Source organism: Streptomyces sp. NBC_01298 (assembly GCF_035978755.1).
In the GTDB taxonomy this organism is placed as follows: domain Bacteria; phylum Actinomycetota; class Actinomycetes; order Streptomycetales; family Streptomycetaceae; genus Streptomyces.
In genome coordinates this window covers 158,220-177,261 of record NZ_CP108414.1, presented here as the reverse complement: position 1 = coordinate 177,261, position 19,042 = coordinate 158,220, and the positions used below count along the sequence as shown (strand labels likewise).

21 protein-coding genes are annotated in these 19,042 nt (G+C 70.3%); 11 read left to right on the top strand and 10 right to left on the bottom strand.

Annotation, left to right across the window (positions count from 1 at the left end; genetic code table 11):
- The first annotated feature begins 49 nt into the window (after nt 1–49).
- The gene (locus OG730_RS00830; protein WP_327302250.1) at nt 50–712 is read left to right on the top strand and encodes a hypothetical protein; all 663 of its coding nucleotides are present in this window, start codon (nt 50–52) and stop codon (nt 710–712) included.
- Nucleotides 713–1,060: 348 nt separating this feature from the next.
- Nucleotides 1,061–1,426 (top strand): hypothetical protein, encoded by a 366-nt coding sequence (locus tag OG730_RS00825; protein WP_327302249.1) that lies wholly within the window; start codon nt 1,061–1,063, stop codon nt 1,424–1,426.
- A 284-nt stretch (nt 1,427–1,710) separates the two neighbouring features.
- On the opposite strand, the gene OG730_RS00820 is transcribed toward OG730_RS00825, so the two are convergent.
- Nucleotides 1,711–2,796 (bottom strand): DUF5937 family protein, encoded by a 1,086-nt coding sequence (locus tag OG730_RS00820; RefSeq protein WP_327302248.1) that lies wholly within the window; start codon nt 2,794–2,796, stop codon nt 1,711–1,713.
- A gap of 110 nt (nt 2,797–2,906) precedes the next feature.
- Between OG730_RS00820 and OG730_RS00815 the strand changes: the two genes are divergently transcribed.
- Nucleotides 2,907–4,136: an MFS transporter gene (locus tag OG730_RS00815; protein WP_327309114.1), complete on the top strand. Its 1,230-nt coding sequence runs from the start codon at nt 2,907–2,909 to the stop codon at nt 4,134–4,136.
- Nucleotides 4,137–4,160: 24 nt separating this feature from the next.
- Complete coding sequence (locus tag OG730_RS00810) at nt 4,161–4,799, top strand: hypothetical protein (protein WP_327302247.1); 639 nt, start codon at nt 4,161–4,163, stop codon at nt 4,797–4,799.
- 169 nt (nt 4,800–4,968) lie between these two features.
- Here OG730_RS00810 and OG730_RS00805 read toward each other — a convergent pair whose 3' ends face one another.
- Nucleotides 4,969–5,805, bottom strand: coding sequence for a potassium channel family protein (locus tag OG730_RS00805; protein ID WP_327302246.1), 837 nt, complete (start codon nt 5,803–5,805; stop codon nt 4,969–4,971).
- Between the two features lie 172 nt (nt 5,806–5,977).
- Between OG730_RS00805 and OG730_RS00800 the strand changes: the two genes are divergently transcribed.
- Complete coding sequence (locus OG730_RS00800; RefSeq protein WP_327302245.1) at nt 5,978–6,559, top strand: YdeI/OmpD-associated family protein; 582 nt, start codon at nt 5,978–5,980, stop codon at nt 6,557–6,559.
- 90 nt (nt 6,560–6,649) lie between these two features.
- On the opposite strand, the gene OG730_RS00795 is transcribed toward OG730_RS00800, so the two are convergent.
- From OG730_RS00795 to OG730_RS00780, 4 genes are all read right to left on the bottom strand, one after another.
- On the bottom strand, nt 6,650–8,323 hold the full coding sequence (locus OG730_RS00795) for a BCCT family transporter (RefSeq protein ID WP_327302244.1): 1,674 nt from the start codon (nt 8,321–8,323) through the stop codon (nt 6,650–6,652).
- Nucleotides 8,324–8,647: 324 nt separating this feature from the next.
- Nucleotides 8,648–10,462 carry a thiamine pyrophosphate-requiring protein gene (locus tag OG730_RS00790; protein WP_327302243.1) on the bottom strand — a complete coding sequence of 605 codons (1,815 nt, stop codon included), beginning with the start codon at nt 10,460–10,462 and terminating at the stop codon, nt 8,648–8,650.
- 47 nt (nt 10,463–10,509) lie between these two features.
- A complete protein-coding gene (locus tag OG730_RS00785) occupies nt 10,510–11,799 on the bottom strand; it encodes a cytochrome P450 (protein ID WP_327302242.1) in 1,290 nt (429 codons plus the stop codon).
- A 50-nt stretch (nt 11,800–11,849) separates the two neighbouring features.
- Nucleotides 11,850–12,509 (bottom strand): hypothetical protein, encoded by a 660-nt coding sequence (locus OG730_RS00780; RefSeq protein WP_327302241.1) that lies wholly within the window; start codon nt 12,507–12,509, stop codon nt 11,850–11,852.
- Nucleotides 12,510–12,812: 303 nt separating this feature from the next.
- Here OG730_RS00780 and OG730_RS00775 point away from each other — a divergent pair, with 303 nt between their 5' ends.
- The 3 genes from OG730_RS00775 to OG730_RS00765 are packed head-to-tail and all read left to right on the top strand — an operon-like array spanning nt 12,813 to nt 14,484.
- Nucleotides 12,813–13,472: a nucleotidyltransferase family protein gene (locus OG730_RS00775; RefSeq protein WP_327302240.1), complete on the top strand. Its 660-nt coding sequence runs from the start codon at nt 12,813–12,815 to the stop codon at nt 13,470–13,472.
- Nucleotides 13,469–13,723: a hypothetical protein gene (locus OG730_RS00770; RefSeq protein ID WP_327302239.1), complete on the top strand. Its 255-nt coding sequence runs from the start codon at nt 13,469–13,471 to the stop codon at nt 13,721–13,723. The genes OG730_RS00775 and OG730_RS00770 overlap by 4 nt, the downstream gene beginning before the upstream one ends.
- A complete protein-coding gene (locus OG730_RS00765; protein WP_327302238.1) occupies nt 13,720–14,484 on the top strand; it encodes a metallophosphoesterase family protein in 765 nt (254 codons plus the stop codon). The genes OG730_RS00770 and OG730_RS00765 overlap by 4 nt, the downstream gene beginning before the upstream one ends.
- Before the next feature lie 127 nt (nt 14,485–14,611).
- Here the strand turns inward: OG730_RS00765 and OG730_RS00760 are convergent, their stop codons facing one another.
- On the bottom strand, nt 14,612–14,803 hold the full coding sequence (locus OG730_RS00760; protein WP_327302237.1) for a hypothetical protein: 192 nt from the start codon (nt 14,801–14,803) through the stop codon (nt 14,612–14,614).
- Between the two features lie 325 nt (nt 14,804–15,128).
- Here OG730_RS00760 and OG730_RS00755 point away from each other — a divergent pair, with 325 nt between their 5' ends.
- A complete protein-coding gene (locus OG730_RS00755) occupies nt 15,129–15,572 on the top strand; it encodes a hypothetical protein (RefSeq protein ID WP_327302236.1) in 444 nt (147 codons plus the stop codon).
- Nucleotides 15,573–15,613: 41 nt separating this feature from the next.
- Here OG730_RS00755 and OG730_RS00750 read toward each other — a convergent pair whose 3' ends face one another.
- The gene (locus OG730_RS00750) at nt 15,614–16,393 is read right to left on the bottom strand and encodes a THUMP-like domain-containing protein (protein WP_327302235.1); all 780 of its coding nucleotides are present in this window, start codon (nt 16,391–16,393) and stop codon (nt 15,614–15,616) included.
- The gene (locus tag OG730_RS00745; protein WP_327302234.1) at nt 16,383–16,529 is read right to left on the bottom strand and encodes a hypothetical protein; all 147 of its coding nucleotides are present in this window, start codon (nt 16,527–16,529) and stop codon (nt 16,383–16,385) included. The genes OG730_RS00750 and OG730_RS00745 overlap by 11 nt, the downstream gene beginning before the upstream one ends.
- A 344-nt stretch (nt 16,530–16,873) precedes the next feature.
- Between OG730_RS00745 and OG730_RS00740 the strand changes: the two genes are divergently transcribed.
- Both OG730_RS00740 and OG730_RS00735 read left to right on the top strand, forming a co-directional pair.
- Nucleotides 16,874–17,842, top strand: coding sequence for a helix-turn-helix domain-containing protein (locus OG730_RS00740; RefSeq protein ID WP_327302233.1), 969 nt, complete (start codon nt 16,874–16,876; stop codon nt 17,840–17,842).
- Between the two features lie 159 nt (nt 17,843–18,001).
- On the top strand, nt 18,002–18,442 hold the full coding sequence (locus OG730_RS00735) for a hypothetical protein (RefSeq protein WP_327302232.1): 441 nt from the start codon (nt 18,002–18,004) through the stop codon (nt 18,440–18,442).
- 26 nt (nt 18,443–18,468) lie between these two features.
- On the opposite strand, the gene OG730_RS00730 is transcribed toward OG730_RS00735, so the two are convergent.
- Complete coding sequence (locus OG730_RS00730; RefSeq protein WP_327302231.1) at nt 18,469–18,627, bottom strand: hypothetical protein; 159 nt, start codon at nt 18,625–18,627, stop codon at nt 18,469–18,471.
- Between the last annotated feature and the right edge of the window lie 415 nt (nt 18,628–19,042).

The window sequence follows — 19,042 nt, the reverse complement described above, 5'->3', positions numbered from 1 at the left end:
GTGCGTCATGGTGGGGGCCAAGTGGGGCCCACATTCGGGGGGATGCTTCGTGATCGAGCAGGCGCACGTTCAGGCCGGCGACAAGCCCACGCCGGCGCTCAAGGACATCAGGGACCGGATCGCGACGGCGGTGGGCGAGACGGAGGGCGGCACCGGCCTCAAGCGCCTCACGTGCTGGCTGCAGATGCCGGTCGATTCCGCGTTCGGCAAGATGATGGACGTCAACTGCCAGGAGCGCGCCAAGGTGGTCGGCGCTCTGCTGAGCCCCGGGGAGGGCAGGCTCTTCACGCCCGCCGACCTCGGGTCGGTGATCAATGCCTCGGCCGCGTGGACCGGCATCGACACGGCCCTCAAGTCCGAGCGAGCCGTGTACGTCAACGGTCCCGCCAGCCACGTGGGCGGGGCCGAGAGCAATTTCAAATCCGGATTCCACGTGATCGTCTTCCTGGCCGTCGGGAAGGACGCCGACGACCGCGTCTACTACCTGGGCCTCGACCCGGACGTCAGCGCCACGACGGAGTCCCGGGCGGCGTGGAAGGCACTGGTCTCGGGGGAGCCCGAGACGAAGCCGGAGGAGTTCACCCCGGCGAAGAGCCTGGGGGTCGTCAAGTCGATGATCCTCGGCGACAAGGACGCCGGCTTCGGCCCGCTGGTCCGCAAGTACTACGTAGACACCACCGCGAAGTTCCCCAGGATCAAGCGCTTCGCCTGAGCGAGCCCGGCGCCGTCGAACACATCACCGGCGTCTACCGCGCCCCGGCCGACGCGAGCGCAGCGACCTGCCGGCGCGGGCAGAACGACAGCACCGACTACCGCGCCTGGCTGGTCACCGACAACTCGGTACTGCTGTGCGCGATGTTCTACCGCAGCACCTGATGCTGCCCGACCTGATTCGAATGAGGGGTCGGCCGAAGCGTCGCGGCCGGTGCCGGGGCCGCCGTGCCCGGGGCTGTCCGCGGGGGGTGCAGTGACGTTTCGCCGGTGAACTGGTCTGCCTGGATGGGTGAACCCTTCTTCGCGGGCCTGCCGCCAACGGTGTCGGAGCAGATAGAACCGGCCCATGACGATCAAGAAGTGGGCTGCGGCTGCGGCCGGCGCGGCCCTCACGCTGTCCCTGCCCGTCACCCTCGCCCAGGCCACCGAGACGAGGACCGCGGCCGGGCCGCACATCGTGCCGACCGGCGTTCCGGTGTCCGCGTCCCGGCCCGCGGCAGGTCCCGCCCCGGACGACGAAGCCGAACTGCTGATCCTGTCGAACGAGGAGTACGCCAGGCGCTTCGGGAACCGGACCCCGCCGACGGCCGGTGTGCCAGTGCCTGCCGGTGCGCTCTCACCGGCCGCCCCCGTGCTCCAGGATCGGGATCCCCAGCAGCCTTGGCACAGGATCAACTGGTCCCTCCGCGACTGGGATGTCAACAACCTGTGAGTGCCGGCACCGGCACCACCCCCGGCACCGTCCGCGTCTATCCGGACCACGACGGCCGCACCATCGGCATCGACCTCGCGGTTCGCTCCCGAACAGGGGCACCCCGTACCGTCGGTTGGTGGGCTGACACCCAGCTCGCCGCCCTCCTGCGCCCGGAGGACACCGCCACCCTACCGACTTGCCGCTCGGCGGACCCGCACCCGGCCGCAGTTCCAGGTCGAACCCCAGCACCGCCGGCGGCAGTCGTACGGCGGACCGGCCGGGGCAGGGTCGGGCTTGAGCGCTCAGCGCAGTACGGCCGCCAGCAGGTCGGAGCCCAGGGCCGTCAGGTCGGTCAGGTTGAGGGTGTAGCGGACGTAACGGCCGTGCCGGCGGGCCGTGAGCAGGCCCGCGCGGCGCAGGACGGCGAGGTGGCGGGAGACCTCCGGGGGTGAGAGTTCCCAGGCGTGGGCCAGTTCACCGTTGGTGTGCGGGCCGCGGGCCAGGGTGCGCAGTAGCCGCAGCCGTACCGGATGGGCGAGTGCGTCCAGTCTCAGCGTGACCGTTGCCAGCGATGCGGGTTCCGCTGGGCCCGGCTCCGCCACCGGGTACTGCACCACCGGCTGCCATCCGGGCGCGTGCACCGCCACCAGGTGCGGGCGGCCGAAGACGCTGGGGATGAAGGTGAGTCCGGTGCCGTGGGCCGAGGTCGCGTTGTCCTGCAGCTTGTCCACGATGACGCCGTCGCCGTCGGGCGCCAGGGTGACCGCGCCGGAGACCGATGCGAGCGCCGCCCCGATGCCCTGGCGCTTGAGCAGGTCGTTCTTCAGGCGCAGGTCGGTGGCGAGTCGCACGGCGACGCCCTTCCAGGCCGCGGTGAAGAAGGCCTCGGCGCACTGTTCGAGGGTGTCGCGCACCCGTGCCCGTACGGCGGCCGGGTCCGCGAGGAGCCGTTCCGCGAAGGCCTCTTGGAGCGCGCCGCGGGCCTGGGCCAGGTCCAGTACCCGCTCGCGCGCCGTCGCGTCGGCGAGCGGCGACGGCGCGGCGAAGTGGACCCGGTTGCTGCCGCACGTGGTGACGAGCGCGGCGGTCACGTACGTTTCGTCGTCGATGCGGTCCACACCGTCCAGCTCCTCGGCGAGGGTCGCCTGGGGCCGGGCGGGGACCAGGAAGTCGGCCCGTGAGGACCGCCAGAGGAACTCCGCCTCCCGCAACCGCTCCGCCAGCTCCGGCCGCAGCCCGGTCCAGACGCCCCCGGCCCAGCCGGCGAGCTGCGGGTGATGCCCGGGTTCGGCCAGTACGTGCAGCATCGCGGTCAGCTCGGCCAGCGGGGAGGCGGCGAACCGCAGCCGCTCGGACGGCAGTCCGCTGATGTCGATCCTCAACGTCACCCCCTCATCATCACCGACCGGTCGGCGGATGACAGCGACGGTTGACGATGTCCGTCAACCGTCGCACCCCGCCCGGCGCCCGGACGCACCGTGAGGCCATGGCAACCACCATGACCACCACCACCAAGATCCGACCGCGCGCCCTCGTCCGTGCTTCCGGAGGTCCCCGCTATGCCGTCGCCCTGGCCGTGGACGCGCTCGGCACCGGCCTGCTGCGTCCCTTCCTGCTGCTCTACGGGGTGACCGTGCTGGAGCTGTCCGCGCCGGCCACCGGTATCGCCATGACGGCAGGCATCGTCGTGGGTCTGGTGTGCATGCCCGCGGTGGGCCGATGGCTGGACCGGGGCGCACGCAGCGCGGTCGTCGCGGCGTCGATGCTGGTACGAGTGCTGGGCGTGGCGCTGTTGCTGGCCACGCCGGCGGGGCACGTCTGGCTGTTCGCGGCGGCGGCGCTCTTCCTCGGCATGGGCAATCAGGCGTGGCCGGCCGCCCACGCGGCTGTCGTGGCCACGATCGCCTACGGCCGGGAACGCGACGTCGCCCTCGCGGCCGGGCGTGCCCTGCGCAATGCCGGCTTGGGCGTGGGAGCGCTCCTCGCCACCGTCTGCCTGGCGGGCGGCACCACCGCGTTGCAGGCGCTGGCGGCCGTCACCGGGCTCGCCTACCTCACGGCGGCGGCCCTGACCTGGTCGGTCCACCTGCACGCACGCCCGGCCGCTGCCCCGGCCAAGGACGGAGACGGAAGCGGGGACGACGGGCCCGCACCACGGATGCGCGGGCTGCTCGCCGCCAACGTGGTCTACGTCTTCTGCCTCAACGTCCCCGAAATCGCGCTCCCTCTGGTCCTGTTGACCCAGCTGCACGCGTCCCCGATGTGGTCGGCGGCCATCTTCGTGGCCAACACGGTGCTGGTGGTCGCCCTGCAGGTGCCGGTCACGGTCCTGATGTCCCGGTTCTCCCGGCGGACCTCGCTGGCTCTCGCGGGCGTGGTACTCGCCGCGTCCTACCTCGGCTTCCTCGCGGCCACCTCACTGGGACACGGCTGGGGTGCCCCGGCTGTCGCCACGGTGTCCGTCGTCTGCACCATCGGCGAGATCCTCTACGCCGGCAGCGCCACCGCCCTCGTCACGGCCCTCGCCCCGGCCCATGTCCTGGGCCGCGCCCTCGCCCGCTTCCAGCTCTCCACGGGCTTCGGCCTCGCCGTCTCTCCCGCGGTCATCACCTCTCTCGCACCCCACGGCCCAACCGCCCTCTGGGGCAGCCTCGCCGCTGCGACGCTCCTCTCCGCCTCAGCCGTCGCCACCGAGAAGGGCACGGGGGCGACGAAGGGGCCTCTCTGAACAGCGGGTCGGGAACCGTCCGGCGTGATCGTGCGTGAGCTCTTGATGGACAGTCGGCTGATGCAGGGGAATCTGATGAAGATGAAGATGAAGATGAAGACGCGGGCGATGGCGGGCACGGCAGCGGTATCGGCATGCGTGGCACTGCTGACGTCCGGGTGCGGTCCGGACGAAGCGAAGGAGAGCGCCGTCGCGAAGCCTTCGCCGCCGTCCGCGTCCACACCATCGAACGTTCCGTCGGGCACGCCGTCCGCATCCGCCGTAACCGGACAGCCATCGGCCCCCGTGAACGCCGACCTGCCCGCGCCCAGGACGAAGGAGCGCGCGATCCAGCGGTACGAGCAGTACCTCCACGCCCTCGGTCGTGAGGACATCGGCACGGTCTGCGAGGTGGCAGGGCCAGGAGCGAAGAAGGCGGAGGAGCAGGGGTTCGGTCCGTGCACGACGACCTACGCGATCGTGTTCCAGATGATTTCACCCGAGCAGAAGAAGGCCCTGAAAACCGCGACGGTCGATCCGCAGCGCGTTCGGGTGCGCACGCTCGACGCGATCGAGATGCCGCTCGAAGCGGTCAGGTCCTCCGCGACCTTCTCCGAGGAAGACCTCGGCAGCTACGTCCTGGAATACCTCAAGGACGACTACTACATCACCGACGGGAAGTAACTCCTCAGTCGCGGAGACCCGCCGGAGGCGAGGGATCGGCAGGGAGGGCGTTCTGGCCGCCACCACGATTCAGGCGGCAAGCTCTCGCTCGCGCATCTGGTCGCGGGGGAGCCGGACGCGTTCCCCCCGGCGACACGGAGCCATGTGGAGACAACGAGCCGGGACGACCTCACCGCGGTGGTCGCGGGTCGGTGCCCGACGGCTCGCCGTGACGGTCCTGGCCCGCGTTCCGGTTCAGCCAGTGCCGCAGAGCCCTGATCTCCGAGAGGGTGTCGGCCGCCATCCGGCGTGCCTCCGGTGAGTCCTGGTCCGTCCGCAGGCGGTGGGCGTACCAGCCGGAATACCAAGAGGCGAACGCTCCGATGACGATGCCGAACAGGGCGACGGCCACGATGCTGAGACCCACCGCCGCCAGCCTCCCGACAGGTGTGATCGGATACAGCTCCCCGTACATGGTCATCGTCATCGTGGTGGCCGCCCAGTAGGCCGCCAGCCCGAAGCTCGTGATCGTCGCGCCCGGCACACCGCGCTCCGCGGCCAGGGTGACCAGTGCACCCGCCGTGCACAGCAGGACGGAGGCCATTCCGGCGTACAGCATGAGTTCGACGTCCAGACCGCGGCGAACACGGTGGCGCAGCGTGGAGACCGCGGTGAGCTCGCGCACCGCACGTACCGGCCGCAGGAACGGGAAGAACACGATCAACAAGTCCGACAGGTGTCTGCCGAACCAGGCAAGGCGGTTGTCTGCCAGGGCGAGCCGGATGAGGTAGTCCACGAGGAACACCGCCCAGGTGGTCACCAGGCCGATGAAACACATCTGCCGCATCGCGGCGCTCAGGTGCGTGTCGGCGATCGGCACCGCGAAGCAGGCCATGAACAGCACGGACACGACCAGGAGCGGAATCTCCCCGGCCGCCTCCCACGCCGCCACCCGCCCGTTGTCGGAGGCCTCCCGGGAAGGTGCTCCGTCCGCCCCCGTCGCCTGCGGTGCTTCGCTGGTGTTCACGCCGCCAAGCCTGCCGTGAGATCACGTCACCGACGGCCGTACACGCCGCGAGGGTTCAACCCGTCGCGGGCCGGTCGTCGTAGACGTGGGCGGCCTCGGGGACGGGAGAACACCCCGGATCCCGGCCGAAGTAGGTCAGAATCTGTCCTATCTGGCCTCTAGCCTGCGGTGTATGCAGAAATACGAGGACGGCGTCGAGATTCTTGTCCCCGCGAGCCCGGCAGAGCTGGAGGCATGGCTCGACGAGCATCACGGGGAGCGGACCGCGCTCTGGGTGAAGATCGCCAAGAAGCACACCGGCATCCCGTCGCTCACCTGGGAAGAGATGGTCGACACGGTGCTCTGCTTCGGCTGGATCGACGGTCTGCGGCGCGGCTTCGACGACACGTACTTCCTGCAGCGCACGACACCCCGCCGCCCCCGCTCGCCCTGGTCGCAGGTGAACGTCGACAAGGCCGAGGCCTTGATCGCCGTGGGACGGATGCGCCCCCGAGGCCTCGCCGAGGTCGAAGCGGCGCGGGCGGACGGTCGCTGGGCCACGGCATACGCCTCGCAGAAGAACGCCACCGCGCCGCCGGATCTCGTCGAGGCGCTCGCCGCGAACCAGGCGGCGCGGGCGTTCTACGAGACGCTCGGCAAGTCCGACCGGTTCGCCCTGTATCTCAGCCTGGTCACCGCCCGTACCGAGAAGACCCGGCTGGCCCGCCTGGAGCGGATGGTGGCGACCATGGCGAGGTCCGAGCGGCCATCATGATCAACCCTGATGCGGGTCCAGCGGGCCCGGCACCCGCCCCGAAAGCCCCTCGGTGCCACTTGAGATCACGGCCCCGGAGTCGTGGCTGTCCTACCGATCCGGGGGCTGAGGTGCCTCGGGCGGCTGTGGGGTGTCGGCTTCCGGGTCGCCGGCCGGGCCGATGCGGATCTCGAAGTCGCCGCCGTACTCTTCGTGGCCGGCGGCTACGGCGACGGCTACGGCTTCCTCGCCCTGCTCGCCCTGGATGATGAGGGGGTCCTGGCGCAGGTCCCGTACGAGTGCCACGCACATGCCGATCATGACCAGGGTGAACGGCGCTGCCACGAGGATCGTCAGGTTCTGCAGTCCGGCGAGCGCGTCGCCCTTGCCGTTGCCGATGAGCAGCATGACGGCCGCGACGGCACCGGTGACCACGCCCCAGAAGACGACCACCAGCCGGGACGGTTCCAGGACACCCTTTTGCGAGAGTGTTCCCATCACGATGGAGGCGGCGTCGGCGCCGGAGACGAAGAAGATGGCCACGAGGACCATGACGAGCAGGCTCATCGCCGTGGCGAGGGGGAACTGCTGGAGCAGCCCGAAGAGCTGTCCCTCGGGGGTGCTCTCCTCGTCGAGGCCGCCGCGCTCCCGGAGCTTCATGGCCGTGCCGCCGAAGACGGCGAACCACAGCAGACTGACCGTGCTCGGTACGAGGATGACGCCGCCGATGAACTGCCGGATGGTGCGTCCGCGGCTGATCCGGGCGATGAACATGCCGACGAACGGGGTCCAGGAGATCCACCAGGCCCAGTAGAAGACCGTCCAGCTGCCGAGCCATTCGGCGACCTCGCCTGCGCCGGTGGCCTCGGTTCGGCCGATGAGCTGGGGGAGGTCGCCGAGGTAGGCGCCGAGGGAGGTGGGCAGCAGGTCGAGCACGATGATGGTCGGCCCGGCGACGAACACGAACACGACGAGGAGGAGGGCGAGCACCATGTTGATGTTCGACAGCCACTGGATGCCGCGTTCCACGCCCGAGACCGCGGAGGCGACGAAGGCGACGGTCAGGACGGCGATGACGGCGACGAGGAGCGCGGTGCTCACCGACTCCATCCAGCCCAGTTCACGGAAGCCGCTGCCGATCTGGAGGGCCCCTAGGCCCAGTGAGGCCGCGGAGCCGAAGAGGGTGGCGAAGATGGCCACGATGTCGATGACGCGGCCGATGCCGCCGTGTGCGTGTCGGGCGCCGATGAGCGGCTCGAACACCGCGCTGATCGTCTGGCGGCGGTTGCGGCGGAACGTGCTGTAGGCGATGGCGAGGCCGACGACCGCGTAGATCGCCCACGGGTGGAGCGTCCAGTGGAACAGAGTGGTGGCCATCGCGGTCTGCATCCGCTCGGCGGAGTCGACGGGATGAGTGCCGGGCGGAGGCTTCCCGTAGTGCGCCAGGGGTTCACTCACGCCGTAGAACATGAGCCCGATGCCCATGCCGGCGCTGAACATCATGGCAACCCAGGAGACGGTGCGGAACTCCGGCGGCTCGCCCTCGCGGCCGAGGCAGATCCGTCCATAGCGGCTGATCGCCAACCAGAGGGCGAAGACAACGAAAGCGCTGGCGGCGAGCATGAAGGCCCAGCCGCCGTTGTGGATGAGCCCTTCGAGCAGGCTGCTCGACACGCTCTCCAGTGAGTCAGTCGCCAGGGCGCCCCACAGGACGAAGGCGAGCGTCAGGCCCGCGGTGACCCCGAAGACCACCTTGTCCGTGCGGGAACGTTGATCGGCTGCCAACGAAGCCCCCCTTTACCTGAATACGAAACCGCATGGTGTGATGGATCGTCACGTTATTCGTATTCAAGCTCATATCGGACCGCTAGGCCCGTAGGACGCCACGGCGCCGGCCGCACGGCCGGCCGTGATCAATACGGTCCCGCGCGTACGCGACCGGTTCGGCAGGGGTAGCGGAGCCACCCGCTTCGTACACCAGGAGCAGACCCGTCCGGTGGAACCTGCTGTCGTGACCGGGCCGGCGTAGCCCACCTTGTAAGCGCGTCTCAGGCGTACGGGTTTCCAGTGCGCGCTAGCGGTGTAGAGGCCCTCCTGTCCCGGCGCCCTTCACGCTCCTTCGTCGCCGCGCCGGGAGTGCCCGCGGCCCGGCAGGATCTCCTGGATCTTGGCCTTCAGTCCCTGGCGGACCATCCCTGCGCGGTCGCTGTCGCCCTTGAGGATCGAGGCGGCGGTCGCTTCGATCTGGTCGAGGTCGGCGTGCGGCGGGATCGGCGGGACGGCCGGGTCGGTGCGGAAGTCGATGACGAAGGGGCGGTCGGCGGTCAGGGCCTGCTTCCAGGCGGTCTCCACGCCGCCCGGCTCCTCCACCCGTACGCCGCCCAGCCCGATCGACCGCGCGAAGTCCGCGTAGCGGACGTCGGGCAGGGCCTGCGAGGGCAGGAACTGCGGGGCACCCGACATGGCCCGCATCTCCCAGGTGACCTGGTTGAGGTCCTGGTTGTTGAGGACGGCCACGACCAGCCGCGGATCCTCCCAGTCCCCGTAGTACTTGGCGGCGGTGATGAGCTCGGCCATGCCGTTCATCTGCATGGCGCCGTCGCCGACGATCGCCACCGCCGGCCGGCCGGGATGCGCGAACTTCGCGCCGATGGCGTACGGGACGCCCGGCCCCATGGTCGCCAGCGTGCCCGACAGGGAGCCGCGCATGGTTCCGCGCATCCGCAGGTGACGGGCGTACCAATTGGCCGCCGAACCGGAGTCGGCCGAGAGCATCACGTCGTCGGGCAGCAGCGCGTCCAGGGTGTGCACCACGCACTCGGGGTTGACCGGATCGGCGTCGACGTCCGCACGGCGTTCCATGACCTGCCACCAGCGCGCGGCGTCCTTCTCGATCTTCTTGCGCCAGGAGCCGTGCTTCTTGCGCTTCAGCTGCGGCAGCAGCGCCTTCAACGTTTCCTGGGCGTCGCCGACGAGGTTCACCTCGAAGGGGTAGCGCAGGCCGACCATGAAGGGGTCGATGTCGATCTGGACGGCGCGTGCCCGGCCGAACTCGGGGAGGAACTGGCTGTACGGGAAGCTGGAACCCACCACGAGGAGGGTGTCGCAGTCGCGCATCATCTCGTAGGAGGGGCGGGTGCCCAGCAGCCCGATGGCGCCGGTGACGTAGGGCAGGTCGTCGGGCAGGGCGTCCTTGCCGAGGAGCGCCTTGGCCACCCCGGCGCCGAGGAGGTCCGCCAGCGCCTCGACCTCGGCCCGGGCACCGCGTGCGCCCTGGCCGATCAGTACGGCGACCTTCTCGCCCTCGTTCAGCACGGCCGCGGCCCGCGCGAGGTCGCCGGCGGCGGGGACCGGGGCGTAGGAGGGGCTGCCGAGGCTGGAGGGGACCATCTTGAAGGCGTGCGCCGGCGGGGAGTAGTCCAGCTCCTGCACGTCGGCGGGGACGATGACGGCGGTCACGGTGCGCTTGGCGTACGCGGTGCGCATGGCCCGGTCGATGACGTTCGGCAGCTGCTCGGGGACGGTGACCATCTCGCAATAGTCCGAGGCCACGTCCTTGTAGAGGCTGAGCAGGTCGACTTCCTGCTGGTAGGAGCCGCCCATGGCGCTGCGGTTGGTCTGGCCCACGATGGCGACGACCGGCACGTGGTCGAGTTTGGCGTCGTACAGGCCGTTGAGCAGGTGGATGGCGCCCGGGCCGGAGGTTGCCGCGCAGACGCCGACGCGGCCGGAGAACTTGGCGTAGCCGACCGCTTGGAGCGCCGACATCTCCTCGTGACGCGACTGGACGAACCGGGGTTTGTCGTCCGCGCGCCCCCACGCGGCGAGCAGGCCGTTGATGCCGTCACCGGGGTAGGCGAAGACGTGCTCCACGTCCCATTCGCGCAGGCGCTGGAGGATGAAGTCGGACACCTTGATCGACATGATGTTCCTTCTCGTGGCGTAAGGGGTGTTCGCGGGTCGGGCGCGGGCTACTTCCGGGGCGCGTCGGGGTTCGGCCTCAGCTCGAAACCGCTGCGCGGGCGGGTCGGCATGCGGTTGAGGGGGATGGTCAGGTCCTGTGCGGGGACTTCGTACTCCATCCGCGCCAGCTCCCCGGCGATGGTCGCGAGCGCGGTCACGGTGATGTCCTCGCCGGGGCAGCGGTGGCCGCGGGCGGGGTCCCCGCCGCCCTGCGGGACGAGGTGGACCAGCAGCGGGCTGCCGGGGCCCTCGGGGGAGGTCAACCGCTGCGGGTCGAAACGGTCCGGGTCGAAGCGGTACGGGTGCTCGAACAGCGTGGCGTCGTGGTTCTGGCCGTACAGGTCGAGCAGGACGAGGGTGTCCTTCGCGATGTCCTCGCCCCGCCAGGTCAGGTCCTGTGCCGCGAGTCCGGCGACGAAGGGGGCGAAGGGGTAGAAGCGCCGTACTTCGTGGGCGAACGCCGTGGCGTAGGTGCCGTCGGGGTCGGAGCGGAGCAGGTCGCGGTGGTGGGGCCAGCGGTGCAGGGCGTGGGCGGCGAAGGCCGCGAACCAGGCGACGGCGACGGTCGGCCTGATGATGTTCAGCAGTTCCACCGCCGCCGTCTGGACGTCCAGGAGGTTCCCGCCCGCCTCCCGGTGCCACGCCACCGTCTCCAGGGCCGTCTGCTTGGTCTGCGCCTCCGGGGACCGGCGCATCTCGGTGATCAGCGCGGCCATGGCCTCCTCCTGCCGGCGACGGGCCCGCCGGGCCCGCAGATGGCGCGGGCCCGGCGTCGCGAAGCCGTCGACCATGGCCGTGCAGTCGCGCGCCAGCCGGCCGACTCCCGCGTCGGAGAGCGGAACGCCCGCCCAGTCACAGACCGCCTGGGCGAGCACCCCGGCCGCCTCGTCGAAGAGCACCACGGGTTCGCTCCGCCGACGGGTCATCGCCTCGCGCCACCGCCAGCTGACGTGTCCGCCCAGAGTGGCGACGCCGGTGCCGTCCTTGAGGAGGGTGACGAACATGGCCTTGCGGATCCGGTGCCGGTCCCCGTCGAGGGTGTGCACGGCACCCTGCCCGAACAGGGTGTCCAGGACGGGGTCGGGCAGGGCCCCGGCGCGGACGGCGTGCTTCTCGTCGTAGAAGAACGCCACCGCCTCGGGGCCCCGCAGCGCGATGGCGGGGCGGCCGAGCAGCCGGGTTCTGACCGTGCCGTCGATCGTCCCGCGCATCCGGTTGGGGAGCCAGGCATACCCGTGGGCCAGCAGGCCGAGCGTGCCGTCGCTCCACCGGGCCGCGGAATTCTTGGAGGGCGTCATGGTGCGCGGCTACCCGCTGCCGCCGGACGGACACGTCCGGGCAGCATCCGTCAGGAGCGGCCCGGGCGCAGGAGCTCCAGGACGGCGCGCTCGACCCCGCCGTGCGCGGACGGCCACCCGAACAGGCCGTCCTCGCCCAGCCGGCCCAAGGCGGGAGCGATGGTGTCGCCGCCCTCGTTGAGCTCGATGACCCGGGGGTCGATGTAGGAGGGCACGGCGCACGGCCGGCGTGTTCCCGAGGCACTCGCGGACCTCGCGCACGGCGCGGGCCACGACCTTGGAACGCCGGGCGGGGGAGGTGTCGGTGGTGTTCTGGGAAACGGCCAGGCGACCGCGGCCAGGACGTTGGCGTACCAGGTCCTGAAGTCCTTCGCCGTGACGGAGACGAGCGGCGTCCCCGGGTCCTTGCGCCTGAGCAGTGCGCTGACCACGGCAGGGGCTTGCTCGTCGATGAGCGTACGGGGCACGGTCCTGCCGGACTTGGCGGGGAAGGCGAGCCGGATCTCGCCGCTCCGGCAGGAGGCGTGTTCGCGCAGCAGGGTGGTGAGCCCGTGGCTCCCGTTGTCCCGGGCGTAGCGCTCGCCCCCGATCCGCAGGGATCCCAGGTCCAGCAGCCGGGTCAGACGGGCCAGGACGCGGGTGCGGGCCAAGCCGCGGCCGCCGAGGTCGTCCGTGACGTGCTCGCGCCGTCGCGGCAGCGATCGGGCCACCAGGGACCCGCCCCCGGTCCGCAGCCGCACAGCGGCCTTCTGCTGGTGTCGGGGTGGGCCTGCGCGCGCAGGGTCCAGGCCTGGCAGGAACAGTCGTACGGCAGGGGCGGGAACCGGTGCCCGCGCACGTCGGTGCTCTTGCTCCAGAGGTGCTCCTTGCCGCACGCCCCTGGGCTCTACGTGCCGCACACCCCAGGGGCGGGCTGATCGAGGGGGGAGGACATCGGGCGTTTTGACGGGAGCAAACGGGTCAGACGCCTGGCGTGCGGACCAGTGATCTCCCTTCGTTGGAAGGAGCGGTTTGTGGATACCGACGCGGCTCTGCCCCTGGACCTCGGGCCCCCGCGGGAGGTGCTCGGAGGGGCCGCCCCGGACGGGAGCCTGCCGCAGGACCACACCCAGGCGATCCTGCAGACCACCAAACGGGTGGCCGCACTCCTCAAGGCATCGGGTCTGCCGTTCGCCCTGGCCGGCAGTGTGGCCGCCTTCGCCCACGGGCTGCCGGCGAACTTCCAGCACGACACCGATTTCTGCGTGCGTCCCGAGGACGCCGACGCGGCGATCGAGGCACTGGCGGCCGGAGGGATCGCGATGCGGCGTGCCCCCGAGGACTGGCTGGTGAAGGGCCGTTCCGGAGGTGAGGAGATCGACCTGATCTTCGAGCTGGCCCGCCGCCCCGTCAGCGGTGAGCTCCTGGAGCGGGCCGAGGCAAGGGTGGTCGACTCGGTATGGATGCCGGTCCTGGCTCCCACGGACCTCATGGACAGCAGACTCGCCGCGCTCTGCGAGCACTACTGCGACTTCGGCGACCTCCTGCCCATGGCCCGCATGCTGCGCGAGCAGATCGACTGGCCCCGCCTCGACCGTGACCACCGCGCGGATCCCCTGGCGGACGCCTTCCTGTACGCCCTGGAACGCCTCAAGATCATCGACGGGACGGACCGTGGAGGGGAGACGCCATGAGCACGGGAGAGTTCATCGAGTACCGCATCGAGCACCTGCGTGCCCGCCTGGCCCGGGAGGACATCGCCGAACTCGGGCTTCAGATCGACGTGCACGGTGCGCACGCCGTCCTGAGGGGGAGCGTCTGCAGCGACGCCTGCCGCGAGGCCGTCCTGCGCGCGGCGGCCGAGGAGTTCGACGACGTCCCCTGGCGGGCGGACCTGACGGTGAACCGTCCGCATCTGTCCCCCCGTCCGGAGGAACTCCCGTGATCCGCGTCGCCGCCGTCGGGGACATCCACCTCGGACCCGACAGCCGGGGAACCCTGCGGCCGGCCTTCGAAACTCTCGGGGACTGCGCCGACCTGCTGCTGCTCGCCGGTGACCTCACCCGGCACGGGACGGCGGAGGAGGCACGGGTGGTGGCCGGCGAGGTCGGGGACCTGCCCGTGCCGGTGGTGGCGGTCCTAGGCAACCACGACTACCAGAGCGACCAGCAGGACGCCGTGGCCCGGGAACTCACCTCGTGCGGCGTACACGTCCTGGAGGGCAGCGGAGTGGTCCTCGACGTCCGGGGCCGACGGGTAGGCGTCGCGGGCACCAAGGGCTTCTGCGGAGGATTCGCGGGGCGCAGCGGCAGCGATTTCGGCGAGCCGGAGATGAAGGCGTTCATCCGCCTCACCCAGCGCTGCGCGCAGGGCCTCGAACAGTCCCTGCGCGACCTCTCGGACCGGGGCTGCGACCTGCGGATCGCCCTGACGCATTACTCACCGGTGCCGGACACACTGGCGGGCGAGCCCGTCGAGATCCACCCCTTCCTCGGCAGCTACCTCCTGGCCGAGGCGATGGACGCGGCCGGAGCCGACCTCGCGGTCCACGGACACGCCCACCTCGGCACGGAACACGGCATGACCGCCGCAGGAGTGCGGGTACGCAACGTCGCCATGCCCGTCATCGACCGGGCCTTCGCCGTCTACCACCTGACACCGGGGCCGCCGTCGGAGCGGGAGCGCGACGCACAGCTCCTGAGGTGACATGAGCCGGGCGCCACGCTAGGCCAGACCCTCGGCCGCGGGTACGCTACGGGTTCCCATTCCGACCCCCATCGTGCCCTGGGCGGCCGGCCCCGGCGGACGTGTAGCCGGGGAAGACGGCGCCGTGTCAGCGTGCGTGGTGGTGGGCGCTCCGCTGGTGGGGAAGTCCGGTCGGCCGGGCGGCGGTGGTGCGGCGGTGGGTGGCCCGGCTGCGCCGACCAGGGAAGGGGTTGCGCCGGGCGGGGGCGCTGGGGGCCGCGGCCAACATGGCGATGAGGGCGGGGACCGCGACGAGGATGAGCACGGTAACGAGGGGCATGTTCCTGCCTTCCGTCGGGTTCTGACTGCTTGTAGCTACCTAGTGTTACCGGAATGCGGTTACGTAAACACACATGGTGATTCCTGGTGGGGGCTCTCGTGCCAGCACGCGGTCTCCCACCGGCGGTGTACGAGCCGACCGGCTACCTCGCTGTCGGGCAGGATGACGCGGACGGACGGGAGTCGGTCAGGCGGCCGGTGTCGGGCGGGCCCGGTCATGATCCGGTGTGGGCGAGTCGCCGGCCGGCTGTGGCTTGCAGTGGGGCCCCGGCGGGCTCGGCCACACGAGCCGAGTAGGGTGCGGACAAAAGCGGGGGTGGAGGGTCATGAATCTTGACGTGCCTGGCCCGGAAGCCGGCTGGCTGGATGCACCGGTCTCGGCGCGTGCGAATCCGAACCCTGCGTGGCAGACAAGCATGTGGTGGTACGTCTCGGGTCTATTCCGTGTAGTGGCAGGCCTTGCACCGTCGCTGGACTCCGTGGCGGGCCGGTTGAAGCTGACAACCGAGCGGGGCTGGGAGGAACTGAGCCCCGTCGATGTCGCGATGATCCAGATCCGTGGCGTGCACTTTGCGCTCCACCGCATGGAGTACAGCCCGATGACGGACACCATCGTGTCCGTCATCAACGAAACGGACGACGACGAAGCAGCCATCGACATCCTGCTCGATGCGCTGGGCATCGGTCGTGAGGCGCTGACGTTCAGGGGAGATCTCCGAAGCGGCGACGACGAAGTCGAATGGCTGCCGGCAGCACATCGCCTGGATTGACCTGAAAGGGCACTTCTTCCCGCCATGAAGCGTCTGGTGCTTTAGCCCCCGGTACGCGCCGGCTTGGGCTGCGGTTCCCGCGTGTCCGGGATGGGACTGACGATCAGCACCGTGGGGCGGTCTGCGGTGCCGGTGATGAACACCGTTGCCGCGTCGGGGTTCTGTGGGGCGAGTTCGTGCTGGAACTCGTCCGGCTCGGTCCCCAAGCCCCGCGCTGCCACCACCACCCGGCCGACCGCGCGCTCGCGCAGTGTTGCCCTGAAAGCCGCTCTGTTGAACGGCAGCATCTTCGTTATCTCGTACGCGGTCGCGAAAGGGGTGTGGTGCAGCTCGGTGGCGGTGATGAGCGCACCGCCTTCATCGACGAGACCACCAGTGACGTCCTGGGCTACCTCGGCAACCAGACGCGCATAGACGACGGCGGCGTCAGGTTCGTAGAGGTAGCGGCCGACCGGTCTCACGGCCGGCTCCGGCAGGCCGCGTCCGGCGAGCGAAGCACCGCAGGGCAGCAGGGTGGCTTTGCGCACCGGGGTGGGCAAGGATGTCCGCCGTCCGAGCAAGCCGAACCAAAGGACCGCTTCCTGGATCTCCCCGTCATAGGAGATCCACTCGGCCTCGTCGGCCCGCCCGAGATCGGGCACGACTTCCGGCTTCGATTGGAGGGGCAGGCGACGAAAGTCCTTCAGATCCAGTTGCCCCAGCCGAACGTGGCGATGGAGGCCCGTCGAACGGCATCCCGGCCGCGGCCGCTGCCGATGTGAATCAGTGCCACTGCAAGAAAGAACCAGGCCGTGAATGCACCGGAAACGATCAAGGTCCATCGGGGTCAGAGAAGCTGGCGACCACGATCAAGACGATGACGGTCACGCCCAGCCCCATGTGGGCGGCGGGCAGATCGGAGCGCAGTGCCTCACGCACAGAGTGACGTTCGGCCGGTGCCGCGATCACGGCCGTCATCGATCGTCCGACGGGGCTTCATCCCTTTCTTGTGGTGTGCGGGTCGGGTGTAGGACTCGCCGGTGGCGAGGGAATACCCGACATCGCAGCGGGGGCCTGGCCGCCGGTTCTTCGAGCCGGCGGGCGGGTGGAGCCGTGGCGGGTGGCCCGCCTCACGATCCCGGCCTCCGTGCTGCGTCAGCCCTGAGCACAGGATCGGGGGCCCACCTCTCGCACATGCGGTGAACTGGGGAAACTCCGAACAAGTGCGAGCCCAGTTCGACAACGGTGGATAAACGGCTTGCCAAGTTCAGCCCTGACCCAACTGGTTGGATGCAGGTCCAAGCCCGGCGAAGGAGCGCATCATGCTCGAGTTCCGACACCAGCATCATCCCGAGGCGACTGGCACCGGTGCCTTCCGATACGACGGACGCCGCTACCGGCGCACCGCTGGCATATCCGCCGACGGTGCGTGGACCCTGATCACTGCGCGCGCCGATCCGCGTCTAGGCGCAGGCGTGCGGGGCTACCGCGGCTACCGACTTGCCATGCACCGCGCGCAGCGCCGCATCGAGATGCCCATCGGCGCGGTTTCGATGATCTTCAATTTCGGCGACCCGCTGTACATCTCGCGGATGCCCAGCTCGGAATGCGACGAGCCGGCCTGGACCCCGCACGCCTCGCTGGTGGCGGGCCTGGAGACCCGGGCCGCGCTGGGAGAGCACAGCGGCCGCATCAGGGGCATCGAAGTCCTCCTCGAACCCTGGTTGGCTTTCACGGTCTTGGACCTGGCCATGCACGAGATCCAGGGGAGCATCCTGCCCCTGATCGATGTCGTCGGCCCGGCTGGTGGCCTGCTCGAGGAACAACTCGCCCACGCCCTGGACTGGTCCGATGCCTTCGCATTAGTCGACGCCTTCCTCCTGGACCGCCGGACACGCGGCCGAGAGGCCGCGGCCCAGGTTGTGCACGCCTGGCAGCATCTGACCCGCACAACCGGGACGGAGCCGATCAGCCGCGTGTCCCGTTCCGTCGGCTGGAGCCAACGCCACCTCGAAGGGCGATTCCGTGAACAGATCGGCCTGCCGCCACGACGTGTCGCCCGGATGGCTCGTCTACGGTGGGCGCTACGTCTGCTGGCAGCGGGTCACCCCCCGGTCCACGTCGCTGCCGTCTGCGACTTCTACGATCAGGCCCATCTGAACCGAGACTTCAAAGCCATGGTCGGCTGCGCCCCCGGTGTTCTGGTCGCGCACCATGCCCTCCAGCCGCGGCCCCTCGACCGGCTCACGAACCAGCCGACCAGCGCGCTGCTGCCAAGAGCCGGGGGGTAGTCCCGGTGGAACGCGCCTGCGCGGCACGGCGAGCGGGGTGGTCGGCCCGGTGCCCAGTCCGCTGGGACTGCGGTTTTTTCCTATACCGCTGAGATTGCCGTCTGCCACCGTTCCCGGCAGGCCAGCCAGGCCGATCTCTGTCCGAAACGAAGGATCCTGATGAAGACCCGAATCAAGTGCGCTCTCGGCCTCGTCGTCGTACCCGCCATTGTGGCTCTTGTGGCCGGGCCCGCGCAGGCCGCGGGCGGGACGTACGACGTGACCCACTCCAGCGGGGACATCGCGGGCGCCTGGGCGCACGGAACCTTCTGGAAGACGTCGGACGGCCGCTGGCACCTGAACGGCGAGCTCAAGGACACCGCCAGCGATGGGAAGGGCGCGGCCCTCAAGATCGTGGCCATCTACGCGGACAACGGCACTCGGTACGAGGAGGTGAAGAACGCGAATGGCAACCAGGCGGTCGTGAACATAGGCGAGTACAACTTCGCATCCAGCCTGCGGTACATCCAGCTCCAGGAATGCACCATGACCAAGAACTCCCAGGGAGTTCCGTATATCAGTGCCTGCGCCAACGGCTCCTTCACCTTCGCCGCCGTGTAGCGACAGTGGCGAAGCCTTAGCCTCGACTACTCGTGACGGCCCATCGGTATTTTCGGTGGGCCGTTTCGCCCGTCGAGCGTGTGCGTGGTCAGGCCGATGAGCCGGCTGCCGGGGCCGGTGAGGGCGGGGAGCAGCCGGTCCTCCCGGCGCACCAGGCTCAGAACGGCGGGCCGCAGCCGTGCCAACCGAGTTGAGCTCCGCCCGCTGGGCTCCCACCCCTGCCGCGGGGCCGCGGACGCTTCGCCATCCACGTGGGCGCGGACGACTGGGCGCGGGCGGACTCGAATCCGGGAGGCGGTCCGTCTTCTCGGGCGGGCCGGGCAGGCGTGGGCCGGGTGGCGGGCCTCCGCGCGCGCGTTGGAGCGGGCCCCGCGTGCCGCACGCGGCCGCGCGGCTGTGGTCCTGACGCTGCTGCTGGCGCTGGTGGAGGCAGCGGACCGTGGCCCGGCTCCGTCTGTACGCGTCAGCCCGGCGATCCGTTGTCTGAATCCCTCGCCGAGGCCCCGCAGCCGGCCGCGGTCGCGGTGTGCCTGTGCCTCACCGTCGCCGACCCGTCCGCCGCGCTGCCCAGAAGGCCCGCCGGGGCAGGGAGGGGGGGAA

What these genes read in the sequence shown, in the direction of transcription:
- OG730_RS00745 (WP_327302234.1), bottom strand. Translation starts at nt 16,529, where the DNA reads ATGACGGCCGTGATCGCGGCACCGGCCGAACGTCACTCTGTGCGTGAG.
- OG730_RS00790 (WP_327302243.1), bottom strand. Translation starts at nt 10,462, where the DNA reads ATGTCGATCAAGGTGTCCGACTTCATCCTCCAGCGCCTGCGCGAATGG.
- OG730_RS00825 (WP_327302249.1), top strand. Translation starts at nt 1,061, where the DNA reads ATGACGATCAAGAAGTGGGCTGCGGCTGCGGCCGGCGCGGCCCTCACG.
- OG730_RS00740 (WP_327302233.1), top strand. Translation starts at nt 16,874, where the DNA reads ATGCTCGAGTTCCGACACCAGCATCATCCCGAGGCGACTGGCACCGGT.
- OG730_RS00800 (WP_327302245.1), top strand. Translation starts at nt 5,978, where the DNA reads ATGCAGAAATACGAGGACGGCGTCGAGATTCTTGTCCCCGCGAGCCCG.
- OG730_RS00785 (WP_327302242.1), bottom strand. Translation starts at nt 11,799, where the DNA reads ATGACGCCCTCCAAGAATTCCGCGGCCCGGTGGAGCGACGGCACGCTC.
- OG730_RS00760 (WP_327302237.1), bottom strand. Translation starts at nt 14,803, where the DNA reads ATGCCCCTCGTTACCGTGCTCATCCTCGTCGCGGTCCCCGCCCTCATC.
- OG730_RS00815 (WP_327309114.1), top strand. Translation starts at nt 2,907, where the DNA reads ATGACCACCACCACCAAGATCCGACCGCGCGCCCTCGTCCGTGCTTCC.
- OG730_RS00735 (WP_327302232.1), top strand. Translation starts at nt 18,002, where the DNA reads ATGAAGACCCGAATCAAGTGCGCTCTCGGCCTCGTCGTCGTACCCGCC.
- OG730_RS00755 (WP_327302236.1), top strand. Translation starts at nt 15,129, where the DNA reads ATGAATCTTGACGTGCCTGGCCCGGAAGCCGGCTGGCTGGATGCACCG.
- OG730_RS00770 (WP_327302239.1), top strand. Translation starts at nt 13,469, where the DNA reads ATGAGCACGGGAGAGTTCATCGAGTACCGCATCGAGCACCTGCGTGCC.
- OG730_RS00750 (WP_327302235.1), bottom strand. Translation starts at nt 16,393, where the DNA reads ATGGACCTTGATCGTTTCCGGTGCATTCACGGCCTGGTTCTTTCTTGC.